Annotated in this window: 15 protein-coding genes; 13 read left to right on the top strand and 2 right to left on the bottom strand. The window is 32.6% G+C overall.

The window, feature by feature from the left end; genetic code table 11:
- Nucleotides 1-3 precede the first annotated feature (3 nt).
- Entirely contained in the window at nucleotides 4-843 is an 840-nt protein-coding gene (locus SUDEN_RS00950) for a radical SAM protein (RefSeq protein ID WP_011371824.1), read from the bottom strand.
- Nucleotides 844-1,021: 178 nt separating this feature from the next.
- Between SUDEN_RS00950 and SUDEN_RS00945 the strand changes: the two genes are divergently transcribed.
- The 3 genes from SUDEN_RS00945 to SUDEN_RS00935 are packed head-to-tail and all read left to right on the top strand — an operon-like array spanning nucleotide 1,022 to nucleotide 4,944.
- Nucleotides 1,022-2,152: a glycosyltransferase gene (locus tag SUDEN_RS00945; RefSeq protein ID WP_011371823.1), complete on the top strand. Its 1,131-nt coding sequence runs from the start codon at nucleotides 1,022-1,024 to the stop codon at nucleotides 2,150-2,152.
- Nucleotides 2,140-3,891, top strand: a complete 1,752-nt coding sequence (asnB, locus tag SUDEN_RS00940; protein ID WP_011371822.1) for an asparagine synthase (glutamine-hydrolyzing) — start codon at nucleotides 2,140-2,142, stop codon at nucleotides 3,889-3,891. The genes SUDEN_RS00945 and asnB overlap by 13 nt, the downstream gene beginning before the upstream one ends.
- The gene (locus SUDEN_RS00935) at nucleotides 3,892-4,944 is read left to right on the top strand and encodes a DUF354 domain-containing protein (protein WP_011371821.1); all 1,053 of its coding nucleotides are present in this window, start codon (nucleotides 3,892-3,894) and stop codon (nucleotides 4,942-4,944) included.
- Here the strand turns inward: SUDEN_RS00935 and SUDEN_RS00930 are convergent.
- Nucleotides 4,941-5,495, bottom strand: coding sequence for an SIS domain-containing protein (locus tag SUDEN_RS00930; RefSeq protein ID WP_011371820.1), 555 nt, complete (start codon nucleotides 5,493-5,495; stop codon nucleotides 4,941-4,943). The genes SUDEN_RS00935 and SUDEN_RS00930 overlap by 4 nt on opposite strands.
- Before the next feature lie 64 nt (nucleotides 5,496-5,559).
- Between SUDEN_RS00930 and SUDEN_RS00925 the strand changes: the two genes are divergently transcribed.
- Genes SUDEN_RS00925 through SUDEN_RS00880 form a run of 10 tightly spaced genes read left to right on the top strand, consistent with a single transcriptional unit; the run spans nucleotide 5,560 to nucleotide 15,895 of the window.
- The gene (locus SUDEN_RS00925; protein ID WP_011371819.1) at nucleotides 5,560-6,975 is read left to right on the top strand and encodes a glycosyltransferase family protein; all 1,416 of its coding nucleotides are present in this window, start codon (nucleotides 5,560-5,562) and stop codon (nucleotides 6,973-6,975) included.
- A complete protein-coding gene (locus SUDEN_RS00920; RefSeq protein ID WP_041672163.1) occupies nucleotides 6,968-8,062 on the top strand; it encodes a radical SAM/SPASM domain-containing protein in 1,095 nt (364 codons plus the stop codon). Before SUDEN_RS00925 ends, SUDEN_RS00920 begins: the two co-directional genes overlap by 8 nt.
- Nucleotides 8,063-8,073: 11 nt before the next feature.
- Nucleotides 8,074-8,871, top strand: coding sequence for a transketolase (locus SUDEN_RS00915; protein ID WP_011371817.1), 798 nt, complete (start codon nucleotides 8,074-8,076; stop codon nucleotides 8,869-8,871).
- Nucleotides 8,864-9,352, top strand: a complete 489-nt coding sequence (locus tag SUDEN_RS00910) for a transketolase (protein WP_011371816.1) — start codon at nucleotides 8,864-8,866, stop codon at nucleotides 9,350-9,352. Before SUDEN_RS00915 ends, SUDEN_RS00910 begins: the two co-directional genes overlap by 8 nt.
- Nucleotides 9,352-10,341 (top strand): GDP-mannose 4,6-dehydratase, encoded by a 990-nt coding sequence (locus SUDEN_RS00905; protein ID WP_011371815.1) that lies wholly within the window; start codon nucleotides 9,352-9,354, stop codon nucleotides 10,339-10,341. Before SUDEN_RS00910 ends, SUDEN_RS00905 begins: the two co-directional genes overlap by 1 nt.
- Nucleotides 10,342-10,355: 14 nt before the next feature.
- Entirely contained in the window at nucleotides 10,356-10,646 is a 291-nt protein-coding gene (locus SUDEN_RS00900; protein ID WP_041672161.1) for a hypothetical protein, read from the top strand.
- On the top strand, nucleotides 10,624-11,742 hold the full coding sequence (locus tag SUDEN_RS00895) for a radical SAM protein (protein ID WP_011371813.1): 1,119 nt from the start codon (nucleotides 10,624-10,626) through the stop codon (nucleotides 11,740-11,742). The genes SUDEN_RS00900 and SUDEN_RS00895 overlap by 23 nt, the downstream gene beginning before the upstream one ends.
- Before the next feature lie 8 nt (nucleotides 11,743-11,750).
- Nucleotides 11,751-13,160, top strand: coding sequence for a PfkB family carbohydrate kinase (locus SUDEN_RS00890; protein WP_011371812.1), 1,410 nt, complete (start codon nucleotides 11,751-11,753; stop codon nucleotides 13,158-13,160).
- On the top strand, nucleotides 13,157-13,861 hold the full coding sequence (locus SUDEN_RS00885; RefSeq protein WP_011371811.1) for a nucleotidyltransferase family protein: 705 nt from the start codon (nucleotides 13,157-13,159) through the stop codon (nucleotides 13,859-13,861). Before SUDEN_RS00890 ends, SUDEN_RS00885 begins: the two co-directional genes overlap by 4 nt.
- Before the next feature lie 45 nt (nucleotides 13,862-13,906).
- Nucleotides 13,907-15,895 (top strand): 6-hydroxymethylpterin diphosphokinase MptE-like protein, encoded by a 1,989-nt coding sequence (locus SUDEN_RS00880; protein WP_011371810.1) that lies wholly within the window; start codon nucleotides 13,907-13,909, stop codon nucleotides 15,893-15,895.
- Nucleotides 15,896-15,920 lie beyond the last annotated feature (25 nt).

Here is a 15,920-nt window from a genome sequence, read left to right as displayed (position 1 = left end):
TTACTAAATATTTCCTATGTTTATTTCACTAAGTAAATTATCTTCTTTTTTCCATATTTTTCCATTTGTATTTCCGCTCCATTGGTCACATGACAAACACATACTATCGGGATAATTGTTTTTTATATCACCCATAACTTCACTTGCCCAAGCTTCTTTTATACTTTTAGTGTTTAGATTGTAATTTTCTGTTTTCCAGATATGGTTGCATCTTGATATATAGCCATCAGATGATATAACTAAAGTGTTTGTCAATTTTGGGCAAAAGATTCTTGACTCAAATATCTCTTTTCCTGAATATCCAAACTTGCCCTCCTTTGTATGCTCCTCATAAAGCCTAATAGCATCAAAGCCGCAAAAGTTCTCTGATTGAATTAGCTCATCTAAAAAAGGCATCATTTCACTTTCACACTCTACAAATGAAGCTTGAATAGTATTTGTATTAGTTTTATATTTTTTTACAAAATCAAGAGCACTTTCAAAACCCTCTTTTGTATGAAGAGAAAACGTTATAAACTCATACTTTGATAAGATTTTAGCTTTTTCATCTTTAACATGGTGTCCATTTGTAGAGATGTGTAATCTGATGTTTTTTTCTAGGGCATACTTGGAGAATTTGACAAACTCTTTATGAAGAAGACTCTCTCCTCTCCAAAAAGGCAAAACAATAGTATCTGGGGAAAACTCTTTGATTTCATCTAATAACCTTTTCCATAATTCAAAATCAAGAAAACCGCTATTTTTATCAATGATATGTCTAGGGCACATATTGCAAGCTAGATTGCATATTGGTGTCAATTCTATAGCAATTCTGGTAGGAAATTTTTCAATTATAGATAACATTTACTATGCTCTTTATATAGTTTTTGTTATTATATATCCTTAATATTAAACTGGGATTTGCAGTGAAAAAATTTGTATTTATAGTCAGCGTCATTGGCTGGCTTAGAAGCTCAAGACTCTTAAGTTTGATGTTAATAAAGCAGAAGAGAGATGATATTTTATATATCACACATTACAAATGAAAAAGATTCTATTTCTTACTCAAAACCTTGATATTGGTGGGGTACAAAAGAGTGTTTCTATGTTGGCTAATTCGCTATCAGATATTTATGACTGCTCGCTCTTGCTTTTTGAAGAGAGTAAACCAATTTGCTACTTGCTTCGTGAGAATATAACAGTAGAAACAGTACAGATGCAAAAAATGGACCTCAGCGATGAAGATTCTGGAATAAACATCTTTAACTATAGAAAAAAAGAACTCTCTAAATTTGTACAAAAGTTGAGACCAGATTTGATTTTTAGCTATGAAGATTATCACAATATTTTATCCCTATCCATAGATTCAGATGCAAAGAGGATAATATCTTGCAGAATTAGTTTAAAAAATGTTTACACAAAATCATCAAGAGTGCATCTGCTAACTCCAGATTTTTATTTTGAAAATATCACAAAACTCTACAAAAATGCTCAAGCTGTTGTTTGTGTTAGTGACTTTATAAAAAAAGAGCTTTTAGATATTTCTGAGAAAATAAATGCTCTAAATATCTACAATGGCATAGACAAATCTATGATTTTAGAACAAAGCAGCAAAGAGGTAAATCTAGACTTTAGCTACATACTTCATGTTGGCAGACTGCATCCGCAAAAAGGGCAAAAGGACTTGATACGAGCTTACCATAAGATTCACGCCAACATATCTCAAAACTTACTTCTAATCGGTGAAGGTTTACTTAGAGACGAACTCCAAGAGATGATAAACTCCTATAACCTCTCTCACAGAGTTTTTCTTATGGGAAATATCTCTGAGCCTTACCACTACATGCACAAAGCAGATTTTTGTATTATGCCATCGTATCAAGAGGGATTTTCAAATACGGTCTTAGAGATGCTCTCTACCTCAGCGTTAATTGCATCTAAATACAGTGGTTATGATGAGATATTAAACGACTATGGAAATCTCTTTGATGTAGGAGACATAGATGCGTTATCTGCTCTGATATTGAAGTATTCAAATGATAAAAGTATTACAAAAGAGCTAAAAAAACTACAAAAAAATGATGTTGAGCCTTTTACAACTGAAAAAAGTATGCAAAATTACAAACAACTAATATCACATGTACTCTTAGGAGTAGTTAAATGTGCGGAATAATTGGCTCTACTGAGATAAACTTTAACCATAATGAAGTTCTTAATTCTCTAAAACATAGAGGGGAGGATTATCAAAATTATATTATTCAAAATGAGATGTTTTTCGCTCATACAAGGCTTAGTATAATTGACTTAGATGAAGAAGCAAATCAACCAATGATTTTTGATGAAATAACTTTGGTTTTTAATGGAGAGATTTATAACTACAAAGAGCTTATCAAAGAGTTCTCTTTAGAGTGTGTAACAAAGAGTGATAGTGAAGTTTTAATCCGTTTATATCAAAAATTTGGTTTTGATTTTTTAAACAGCTTAGAGGGGATGTTCGCTTTTTGTATTTATGACAAAGAGAAAAATCTTTTCTTTTGTGCAAGAGACCGCTTTGGTAAAAAACCTCTTTATTACTACTGTGAAAAAGGGAAGTTTTATTTTGCTTCTGAGATAAAAGCTATACTTAAGATGCTCAAAACAACGCCTAAACTAAATGAAGAAGCACTCTGGCAATACCTCGCACTTCAATCTCCTCAAGGAGAGAATACTTTCTACAGTGGAGTTAAAAAACTCCCAGCCTCTTCTTATCTACTCCATCAAAACAGCGATATAAAAGTTAGCACTTACTACTCTTTAGCAGATATAAAAATAACTCATTATGATGAAAAACAGATTTTAAAAGATGTTGAGAAGCTTTTAAATGATGCTGTACAAAAGCGCCTTGTTGGAGATGTAGAAGTAGCAACTCTGCTCTCTGGAGGTTTAGACTCCTCTTTCATAACAGCTCTTTATGCAAAAAAATCAAAACACAAAGTACACACTTTTTCTATCGGTTATGATGAGCATAAGCACTACTGTGAACTTGGCTTTGCAAAAGCTGCATCTGAGTATATTGGCACCATTCACCATGAGTATAAAATATCAAAAGATGAGTATTTGGAGGCGATTGAGAAAGTTTTAGAGCATCTTGATGAACCAATGGCTGATTCTGCGTGTATTCCAACATATATCTTATCAAAAGAGATTCATAATCAAGGGTTTAAGGTTTGTTTGAGTGGCGAGGGGAGCGATGAGAGTTTTTTAGGTTATGACAACTATTTTAAGATGTTAAATTATTATCACCTTAAAAACCCTCAAAAAACTCCTTTTGATTTAACAAAAGAGTGGGAATACAACAATCGCCGCTTAAACAATCAACAAGTTTACCAATCTAGCGGTGAAACATTTACTTATGCCCAACTTCAAAGGTTATTCTCTAAAAAAATAGCTCCTATTTTACACCCTTATGTCTCAACTTATCCTCCTGAGCAGTGGTTAACATACATAGATTTCAGCATTTGGATTGCAGAGGTTTTGATGACTAAAGTAGATCGCATGTCAATGGCGCACTCTTTAGAGCTAAGAGCACCTTTTTTAGACCATCATTTAGTTGAGTATCTGCTAGGAGTTGAATCAAGCATTAAAATTGGAGATACAAACAAAGCTATCTTAAAAAAAATCGCAAGAAATTATCTTCCTAATTCAATCATAGACAGAAGAAAAAAAGGGTTTAGTTCTCCTTTTATAGAGTGGCTATATGATGCCCACAGTGAAGAAATTTTAAATCTATTGCTTGATGTTAATAAACAATTAGGTATATTTAACGATGATTTTCTCACATTTTTATATGAAGAGGGTAAGCGTGGTCACTTCAAACAGCATGTTTACTCTTTATATATATTTTGTAGATGGTATAAAAAGGTGTACATGTAGATGATATGGTTTGATTTAGTTACCCCAAAATCAGTGCTTTTTTTTGAGCCAATCATAAAAGAGATACAAAAACAAAAAGAGGTCTTCATAACTACAAGAGGTGGGGAAGGATATAAAGAGACTATAGAGTTACTTGACTTATGTAATCTTCCTTATACAAACATAGGTAATTTTGGTGGGGGCAGCTTGGAGTCTAAATTTAGAGCATCTATAGATAGACAGATAAAGTTTATGGAGTTTTTAAATGAGCATCATATAGATAGACTTGTCTGCCTCTCTTCTGTTGATGCTTGCAGGGCTGCTTTTGGTTTGGGAATCAAAATCATAAATTTTTACGATATTCCTCTCTCAGACTACAAAACAAATTTTACAAGAGCCTTGCCTCAAGCTAGACTAACTATCCCTCTAGCACATAAGATGTTTAAACCTTTTGTAGTTCCAGATGAAGTTATAGAGAGATTTGGGCTAGATAGCTCTCAAATTTATGAATACAACTTCATAGACCCGCTAATCTGGCTAAAAAACTTTAAATATGATTTTGAATATGTAAAAAAGATTCTTAAAAACTACAATATAGACTATAAAAAACCTACTATTGTAATCAGAGAAGAGGAGTATAAAGCTAGTTATGTAGATAAAAAGTATCCCATGCTATATGAAGCAATTGATGAGATACAAAAACTAACTAACTCAAATATCATTATCATACCTAGATATGAGAGCAATTACCTAAAAAAAGCGTTTCCTTTGGCTTCTGTTTTAGAAGAAAAAGTAGAGATACAACATCTGCTTTTCTTTTGTGATTTGTTCATAGGCGGAGGTGGAACTATAAACTCTGAAGCTTGCTTTTTAGGAACTCCTACAATCTCTACAAGAAGCTTTATAAGCCACTATGACAAGTATCAAATAGACAACAATCTCATGGTCTGGGTAGAGACTAAAGAGGAGCTAATCAAAAAAGCCAAGCTTCTTATAGGAACAAAAGTTGATACTCGTGCAATAAAACAGATGAGCATCGATATAGACGATATGATAAAAAATATCTTAAGCTAAGCCTTAGATATATAATAGCTGTAAATTATATGGTTTAAGACCATGTGCATATCTTCCACAATACCATACTCTCCTGCATCTGTCTCAACATGAAAGTTTATATCTGAGCGTTTTTTTAATTTTCCACCATCAAAACCTGTAATTCCTATGATTTTTGAACCTATTTTTTTAGCGTATTTTACAGCTTTTGTAATGTTTTTAGAGTTTCCGCTACAAGAGATTGCTATAAGAATATCTTCTGGTTTTAATCTATCTTTTAGTTGCATGTAAAAAATATTTTTATAACCTATATCGTTTGCTAATGCACTGCAAACTGGTGTATTATCGCTAAGACTCTCAACATCAAAGCTTTTTATACCTCTGCGCCTAAGCCCTGCACCTAAGTCATTTACCATATGCGATGCAGTTGCTGCACTTCCACCATTACCGATAATATAGATTTTGCCTTTGGCATTATCCAAGGCATCAACTATTTTAGAAATAGATTTTAAATCGCTCTTCTTTAGAGTATCAACCAGTTTAGAGATGTACTGTTTTGTAAAAGTTTCCATTCAAACACACTTTAAGTAAATTTATAGTATTTTACTCTTTAAAACTAAACATAAAGATTAAATTATGATTGAGCCTGATACTTACTTTCTCTCTAGTAAAGAAGCGCTTAGAGTTGCAAAACAACAAAATAGAAGCGATGATCAAGACCATGAATTTTTACAGGTTTGCTACTATAACGGCGAAAAGATAGATTCAAATTTAGCTAATCTAGTACATCTTCCTATCAACTCTCTTGTAGATGATTTAGCGCAGGGAGAGTTTAGACTTCCTACAAAGATTGACTTTAACGGGCTAGATATTTTACAAGAAGAAGTAGATGTAATATCAGAAAATCTAACCAAAGCCATAAATGAAGCTCAATTATTCAGGCAAAAATTAAATAACATATATGTAGATAGATTAAAAAATGCAAAGCTAGACTTTAATGAACCACTAAGGTTTTATCTATTTGCGCACAGCTGCACAACCGTAATGCAACATATATCAAAAAATATTGCTGATACCTTAATAGAGATGGGATATGAAGTATTTTTTCATCTCTATGAAGGACATGAAGAGTATAACAATTATAAAAAAATCTTTGAATTTAACCCACATGTAACTATCAACATTAACTTCATTAGAAATAGTTTTTTAAGTGATGATGTTTTTAACTTTGTATGGGTTCAAGACCCTATGCCATATCTAAGTGATGACTCTAAAATAACACTTAGAAAGAGAGACTATATATTTTCCTTAGTAAATTTGATTGATGATTTATTAGAGAAAAAAGGTGTAGAGTTTCAAAGACAAAGCTTTTGTGTCAATGAAAAAATTTATAAGCTTAACCCATCAATAAAAAGAGAAAAAAAGATTGTTTTTATAGGAAGTTCTTACTTAGATTTTATTCCAGAGGACAATGATCAAGTCAATGAAGCAGTAAAATTCATGATATCTTTTTTTCATGCTGGAGGAGAGTTTACAGACGAAAAGATAGATAAGATTTCAAATACTTTTCGTCTAGATAAGCACTATCTGAGTGCAAGAATTATTCCATTTATTATCAGAGATATTTCTTTAATTGACCTTTGTCAAATTAAATCAAAGTACAAAATAGAGATTTATGGCTCAGGCTGGGATAAGTACGAAGTACTAAGACCATACTACAAAGGTGTACTCAATTATGGAGAAGAGATAGCAGAGGTCTATAATAGTGCTACCTTCGCTTTTGCACCACATCAAAACTACATACTACAACAAAGAACACTTGAAGCGGCCGCTTGTGGGGCAATACCTATAGTTTATGATTGCAGAAAATTATCAAAAGAAAAATCATATAGCGAAGCAGTAGTTTTTTTTAAAACATTTGAAGATATAGAAAAAGTTTTATTGAAAAAATCACCAAAAAAAGATTTTAAACGATTATTACAAGAGAACAGCTACAAAGGTTTTATTCAAAAACTATTAAACATTATCAATGATGGACAACCAAATGGCTGATACATACTCAATAGATTCTCATAAACTACTCTATCATCCTCTAGAAGTTTCAAAATGGTATGAGACTAAAGATGATTGGGAAAAACAAAAAGAGATTTATCCTATATACTTGGAGATTACACCTATAGGCTCATGTAACCACAGGTGCACATTTTGTTCAGTTGATTATATTGGTTACAAAAGCATCAAACAAGATGAGAAGATTTTAGGTGATAGAATCAGGGAAATGGCCTCCTTGGGAGTAAAGAGCATTATGTTTGCAGGTGAAGGCGAACCAACTCTTTACAAACCACTTCCAAATATCTTAGATATTTGTAGTGAAGTAGGAATTGATACCTCCTTAACTACAAATGCCGTAGCCATAAATGAGACAACTGTCAAAAATTATGTAAAAAATTGTAAATGGATTAAAGTTAGCATCAATGCAGGAGATAGAGATACTTATGCTTCTGTTCACCAAACAAAACCTGAAGATTTTGACAAGGTAGTGGATAACTTATCTACTGCTGTAAAGATTAAAAAAGAGAACAATTACAGTTGTACTATCGGTGCTCAAATGCTTTTGCTTCCAGAAAACATGCAAAGTGCCATTTTGCTAGCTAAAAAAATGTCTCAAATCGGTGTAGATTACTTGGTTATAAAACCTTATACACAGAGTCTATATGGGACTTCTAGAAAATATGAAGGTTTAACTTATAAAAGCATGATGGGTCTCGAGGAAGAGCTAAAAAAATATGAGACTGATGAGTTTAAAGTAATCTTTAGAGCAAATACTATGAAAAAATTAGAAGAGTTAAAACAGCCTTATGAAAAATGTTATGCTACTCCATTTTTTTGGGGATATATTATGGCAGATGGTTCTGTTTATAGTTGTAGTGCGTTTTTAGGAAATGAAAATTTCAACTTGGGAAATATCAATACTCAAACTTTTAAAGAGATTTGGCAAGGTGACAAAAGAAAACAAAATATTAACTATGTAAAAAATGAACTAGATATATCTTCTTGTAGAAAAAACTGTAGAATGGATGAAGTTAATCGATATTTATGGGCATTAAAACATCCAAATGCTCATGTAAATTTTATATAGGAAATCTTTAAATGATAAACTCTAAAGAGATTAGACACAAGACTATAAAACTCTCTTGTGATACAGGAGCTGGACACTTAGCCCCATCACTCTCAACAGTAGAAATTTTAAGTGTCCTTTTTAATAAATATTTAAAATATACAAAAAACAATCCACAAGATGACTCTAGAGATAGGTTTATACTGAGCAAAGGACATGGTGCGTATGCTTACTACATCATCTTAAATGAACTTGGTTTCTTGCCAGACTTTGAACTCGAAAAATTCAACACTGATGAAGCTTCAATAAAAGGTTGTCTTACGCAAAATAGCAACTACATGATAGAAGCTTCAACTGGTTCACTCGGTCACGGTCTTCCAATAGCTGTGGGAATGGCTCAATCTTTTAAAATCCAAAATAAACCAAACAGAGTTATCTGCATGGTTGGCGATGGCGAGATGCAAGAGGGAAGCAATATGGAAGCTTTGATGCTTGCCTATAGATTTAAACTAGACAACCTGATGGTCATCGTAGATGCAAATAATCTCCAAGCAATGGGAAGGGTTGATGATATAGCGCTTGATAATAATAGACTCTCAAAAGTCTTAAGCTCTTTTATAGATGATGGTTTTTATGATATTGATGGTCATAATGAGGAGCTTATATCTGAGTGTTTTGATAAATTTTATAATACTAAAAATAAAAATTTCTCTATCATGTTTGCCCGTACTATTAAAGGTAAAGGAGTAACAATATTAGAAGATTCTCAAAAACATCACTTCAGATGCCCTACACTAGATGGATATGTACTGGAGTTGGACAATGAGTAACTTAGTATCAAAACAAGATATTATGAAAGAACTTTACTCTTATTTTAAAGAAGATGAATCTATGGTGCTCTTAGCAGGAGATATGGGTTTTGCGGTCTTAGACGAGTTTTTTGATAACCATTCAAACAGAGCTTTTAATACAGGCATAAATGAACAAGCAACCGTAAGTATGGCTGCGGGTATGTCAATGACTGGTTTAAAGCCAATTATCTACTCTCAAATACCTTTTATTACTATGAGAGCTTACGAGCAGCTTAGATATGATGTAAATGAGCATAAACTAAATATAAAAATCATTGGAGTCGGTGCAGATAACTACTTTTCTATGCTTGGCAGAAGCCACTGTATGGATGATGATGACATCAAACTAATATCTATCTTAAAAAATATACTGATTTTATCACCCACTAAAGAGAGTGTAAGAGATGAAGTTAAAAAGATGATAGAACATAACGGTCCAGTATATATGAGATCTCTGTAGTGAAGTATTTAGTTCTAGGGAGCAACAGCTTCTCAGGCGGCTCATTTATTAACTATCTCCTTGATAATGAAGAAGATGCAAAGATTTTTGCCATTAGCAGAAGTGCTGAGTATCATGACTCTCTTTTAGCTTACAAAAACAACCCTAAACAAAACAGAGTAAAGTTTTTTCAACTAGACATCAACAATGATTCTCAAAATATTTCAGACCTTATTTTTGATAATAAGATTGACTACATCATAAACTTTGCAGCTCAAGGAATGGTTGCCCAAAGCTGGGATGCACCGCTTGAGTGGTTCAACACAAACACTCTCTCATTAGTTGCACTTTTAGACAAGATATATAAATTTAGCTTTATTAAAAAGTTTGTGCAGGTATCCACACCTGAAGTATATGGGAGTTGCAACAACATAAAAGAGTCCATGGCTCTGCTGCCATCTTCACCTTATGCAGCCTCAAAGGCAAGTGCAGACCTTATTTTGTATAGCTATTTTAAAACGCATGGGTTTCCTATTAACTACACTAGAGCTTCAAATGTCTATGGAGCATATCAACAGCTCTACAGAATAATCCCAAAAACAATTTTGATGATAAAGAAAAATCAAAAACTTCAACTCCATGGTGGAGGTAAAGCAGTAAGGAGCTTTATTCACATAGATGATGTTTGCAAGGCTACACTAAAAATTGCCAAAGAGGCAAAAAGCGGTGAAATTTACCATCTAAGCGACACAAAAACCATCTCCATATATGATTTGGTTAATTTAATTTGTAACAAGCTCGGCAAAAACATCTTAGAGCAGATAGAACTTGTCCAAGAGAGAACATCTGAGGATAATCTCTATCTAATGAACAATGAAAAGCTCTTAAGAGAGTTTAATCTAACTCCACATGTAAAGCTAAGTGATGGTATTGACGATGTAGTAAGATGGATGGAATTAAATTATGAAGATTTGAAAAATTTTCCAGATCACTATATACATAAAGCTTAAAAAGGATGCAAAAGGTGAGTGAAAGAGAATATTACAGATATGAATCGCCTGAACTAAAACTCTGGAAAAAATTGACTGCTGATAAACAGTTTGAAAGAGTCAGTGGATTAAGTCAAATTTTTAAAGAAAAACTTAAGGTAATAGATGTACATAATCAATCTATAAAAGTAGAGTTATATGTACAAAAAGATGACGTATATGATGTTTTAGTGACGTATGAGGCTTATTTACGAGAAAAATTAAACAATATTCCAATTATTGTGCTCTTAGAAGGAAAAACAGATGCAAATAAAAAAAGACAATAAAATCATACTCGATGCTACAAAAATATATTGGCATCAAGAACGGATAAAGCAGTGGGACAAAGGAGAGAGAATAGTCCCTATAACCATAGATATGGCTCTAACTAGAGCTTGTAATTATGGTTGTCATTTTTGTTATGCAAGATTACAAGAGAATGATAGATTTGATATTACAAAAGATGTTATTGATAATTTTTTAGAAGATTGTGCTGAGATAGGAGTTAAGGCAATTAGCCTTGTTAGTGATGGGGAGAGCACCCTCTCGCCTGTTTATGAGCATACAATTATAAGAGGTTCACAGCTTGGTTTATCAATGGCAGTAGCAACCCATGGCTATAACACAAGATATGAGGCACTAGAGAGAATCCTTCCTCATCTAACATACCTTAGAGTAAATATTTCAGCAGGTGAAGCAAAGAGATATGGTGAGATTATGGGAGTTAAAGAAGATTACTTTTATCAGGTTATTCAAAATATAAAAGATATGGTAGAGATAAAGAAAAAGAACAACTTAAGTGTAACAATCGGCATGCAGATGGTACTTATGCCAGAAGATGCAGATCAAGTAATACCACTTGCAAAACTTGGTAAAGAGATTAGACCAGACTACTTAGTGGTAAAGCACACAAGTGATAGCGAAGATGGAGCGCTTGGCGTTGATTATTCCAAATACGCAGAACTAACACATATTTTAGAAGAGGCGGAATCTTATAGCGATGATGAGTACCAAGTATCTGTTAAGTGGTCTAAGATAAATAGTGAAGGAAAACGAAGCTACCAAAAATGCTATGGGGCACCGTTTCAACTACAAATATCAGGCTCAGGGTTAGTGGCTCCATGTGGAATGTTCTTTAATGAAAAATATAGCCGTTTTCATATAGGCAATATTACCCAAACAAGATTTAGAGATATTGTAAAAAGCGAAAAATACTGGGAGATTATGAATCATATCTCATCTGAGAATTTTGATGCTCAAACAATGTGTGGCTCACTCTGCCTGCAACATAAAGTAAATGAGTTCTTGGATGACTATAAAAAAGGTTTACACCCACTAGAAGCTCCAACAGGAGAGAAGCCTCAACATATAAATTTTATATAAGGTAATTTATGAAAAAAGTATTTGTAAGCGGTGATTTTAATATTTTGCATCCTGGACACCTTAGACTTTTAAAGTTTGCAAAAGAGAGTGGTGAATACCTTACAGTAGGGGTAAATAGTGATGCTATGAGCTATAAAGGAATAAATCAAGAGATAAGACTTGAATCCATAAAAGCGACTAGCTATGTAGATGAAGCTTTTATCTTGGAAGTCTCAGCCCTAGAGTATATAAAAGAGCACATGCCAGATATAGTAGTTAAAGGTAAAGAGCATGAAAACAGAGAAAATAGTGAATTAGACACTATTAATGCCTATGGCGGAAAGCTTCTCTTTAGTTCTGGGGAGATTGGTTTTTCATCTATGGATCTCTTAAGAAAAGAGTTTTTATCTACAAACTATAAAGTAAACCATAGCAACAAATATACAAACAGACACTCTTTTAAGCCTCATGAGCTAAAGAGCATCGTTGAGAGCTTTGCTAATTTAAATGTTTTAGTTATAGGTGACACGATTGTTGATGAGTATATTACATGTGAGCCATTAGGAATGAGTCAAGAAGATCCAACAATAGTAGTTACTCCTCTACTTAGCAACAAATTTCTAGGCGGAGCAGCAATTGTAGCAAGCCATGCCAAAACATTAGGCGCAAATGTCAAGTTTATATCTGTTATAGGAAGTGATAATAATAACTTTGTAAAAGATACTTTAGAGAAGCTAGATATAGATGTTTCACTTCACACCGACACTTCAAGACCTACTACCTTAAAGCAGCGCTTTCGAGCAAAAGAGAAAACTCTTCTAAGAGTAAATCATCTTAAACAGCATGGAGTAAGTAGAGATATAGAAAAAAAGATACTAAAGAGTATTAATGAGTGTATTGATAAAGTTGATTTAATAATATTTTCAGACTTTAGTTATGGTGTTTTAACAAAAAATATTATCAACTCCATAACAGCTATGGGTATTGAAAAAAAGATTTTAATGGCAGCAGATTCTCAAAGTTCTTCTCAAATCGGAGATATCTCTAAGTTTAAACATATGACGCTTGTAACTCCTACGGAGAGAGAGATTAGACTATCACTTAATGATTTTGAATCTGGTTTGGTTGTTTTATCTGAAAAATTAGCTTCTAAAACAGATGCTAAGTATATCTTTACAACTCTTGGTGCTGAGGGCGTTATGATTTATAATAATGTCTCTAGTGGCTTATTAACAGATAATATTGAAGCCTTGGGTGCCCTCGTAAAAGATGTGAGTGGTGCAGGTGATTCTCTTCTTACATGCAGTTCAATGGCTTTGGCTGTTGGCGCTGATATATGGAAAAGTGCATATCTTGGCTCTTTAGCATCGGCTATACAAGTGAGTCGTATAGGAAATGTACCTATAAAAAAAGATGAAATCCTAAAAGAGCTTGAGTGAGAGCTTTACTTTTAGCCGCTGGAATCGGTAGTAGGTTAAGACCAATAACCAACACCATCCCAAAATGCTTAGTCCCAATAAATGGCAAACCTCTTTTAGAGTATTGGCTAAAGAACCTATCTGAGGCTGGAATAGATGAATTTCTGATAAATACTCACCATCTACATGTACAAGTAGAAGAGTTCATTGAGAGTTCAAAATATAGAGACAAAATAACATTAGTATATGAAAAAAAGCTTTTAAATACAGGTTCAACGCTCTTAACAAACAGAGCATTTTTTGATAATGAGCCCTTTATGTTAGTTCATGCTGATAATTTAAGTTTTTGTGATTTTGGCAAATTCATAAATGCTCATAAAAATAGACCTAATAATTGTGATATAACTATGATGCTATTTAAAAGTGACAACCCCTCTAGCTGCGGTATAGTGGAACTAGATAACAGAGGCATTGTGCAAGAGTTTTATGAAAAGGTAAAAAATCCACCATCAAATCTCGCAAATGGTGCAGTATATATTTGTGAAGCTTCACTATTTGATTTTTTAGAGTGTTTGGATAAAAAAGAGATAGATTTTAGCAATGATGTATTACCAAAGTATCTCGGAAAAATAAACACATACTTTAACAATACATATCATAGAGATATTGGCACTATTGAGAGTTATGCACTCTCGCAAATAGAAGTTTTAAAACAAAATTGAGAGGTATATTATTTGCTATACTTTTACAAATACAAAGGATATTAAGTGCAAAAAATAGAAGATAAAGCAGTACTCAATTATAAACAAAATATGGAGTTCTTCGAAAAAGAGCATAAAAGACTCTATGAGATGTTAATAGCTTTAGAAACTCTATTAAGTGATGGTAAATACCCTCAAAAATATGAACTTGAATATAAAAACAGCTATTTTGATATCAAAGAGCTATCTTCAGGTAATTATCTTTACGGTCAAAATTCCATAAAATACTCAAAAGAGCTCCTCGATACAATATCATTTAAAAAAGATGACCAAGTTCTTGAGAGCTCTTATAACTTTATTTATGATAAAAACTCTATAGACTTACTCAAAGAAGCTGATGCCTTTTTCCCTCATGCAACAACCGCACCCATAATCTACTATCATAGTTCAAACACTAACGCTTCGATGAGTATGAATAAAATATATAAGTTTATTTTTTTAGGAGTAGGGCTTGGTCTGCACATAAAAGATATAATCCAAAAAACTAAAACAGAAATTATTTTAGTAACTGATAACGATATAGAACTATTTAGACTATCTATGTTTACATGTAATTATAAAGATGCACTTTGTGGCAAGAAAACTTTTTTTTCTATAGCACAAAGTAGTATTGAGCTTGCGCATACTTTCAATAGTTTTTATGAAAATGGTATCATAAGAAACCATTATCTAAAATTTTGTCTCTTCTCTTCAAAAGATGAATCAACTATAAAACAGGTACAACAAGCCATACTTATTCGCCCTGAAAAGTGTTATTCACACTCAAGACTTTTACAAAAAAGCCAAAAAATCTTAAATAGAATTGCGAAAGATTATAAGTTTGTAAACTTACAAAAAAAAGAGTCAGAAAACTTTTTTAATGATAAACCTTTTTTAGTCTTAGCTGCTGGTCCTTCTCTAAATGCTCACAAAGAGTGGCTAAAAAAACACCATAAAAAGTTCATTATTATAGCTCCTTTAGCTGCACTTAAAACACTTTATAAACTAGATATACCTGCCGATATTGTTGTACATATCGATGAAAATGAACCTCTTGCAAAAAGAGAGCTAGACTTTTTTGAAAACAGAGACTATTTTAAAGAGACTATTTTTATATTTACAGCTTCTGTAGCAGATATATTTTTTGAAACTTTCGAAAAAGAGAAGATTTATCTTCTTGAAGATAGAACAAGCTATAAATTAAACAACTGTTTTATTGATGTTGCTAGTGTTGGTGAAGCTTCGTATGCTATAGCGCTCTCTTTTAGTAAAGGCGATATATATCTACTAGGGCTTGATTTAGCCATAGGAGACGATGGTTCAACTCATGCAAAAGATCACTCAGATCACAGAAACCTTGATACATCCTCTGCAAACTCTATCACACAAAGTGCTTCACTTGATACAGCGGTGACACAAGTACGAGGAAATTTTAGAAAACAAGTAAACACAATACCTCTTCTTGCTATGTCCATACCTGTAGTTGACATACATACAAGCAAACTAAAATTACCAAATCAAAATATATATAATCTTAGTGATGGAGCTTACTTTCAAGAGACTATAGCACTTGAACCATCAGATGTTAAAGTAACAAAAATTATAAAAAAAATAGATTTAAAGAGTCATCTTTTAGCTCTTTTTGACAAATACTCTTCAAGTTCTTTATCGAATGAAGAGTTACAAATGTTAAAAGATAGACAAAAAAGAGTTCAAAAATATTATGACTTTGTAAACACTTTTAGAGAAGATAGTTCATCAAGTAGTGAAATATTTATGCAAAGTTATACAAAATTACTTAACTCTATGGTTGCATTCGAGCAAGATGAACTGCATCAAATCATGATGAATTATCTTCTTATCTCATCAACTTATATCTCAGATCTCTTCAATACAAAAGAGCTAGATAATCATAAAAAACATATTAAAAAAATTAAAAAGATAATTATTACACTTTTAGAAAAAATAATAAAAGCATATGAGCAAGAGATAGAAAAAGTTTTAGAAGATTTGTAGTAGTAAAAACATCTTACACTCACAT

Source organism: Sulfurimonas denitrificans DSM 1251 (genome assembly GCF_000012965.1).
In the GTDB taxonomy this organism is placed as follows: Bacteria; Campylobacterota; Campylobacteria; order Campylobacterales; family Sulfurimonadaceae; genus Sulfurimonas; species Sulfurimonas denitrificans.
The sequence above is the reverse complement of the archived record's forward strand: the minus strand, read 5'-3'. Positions and strand labels throughout refer to the sequence as shown.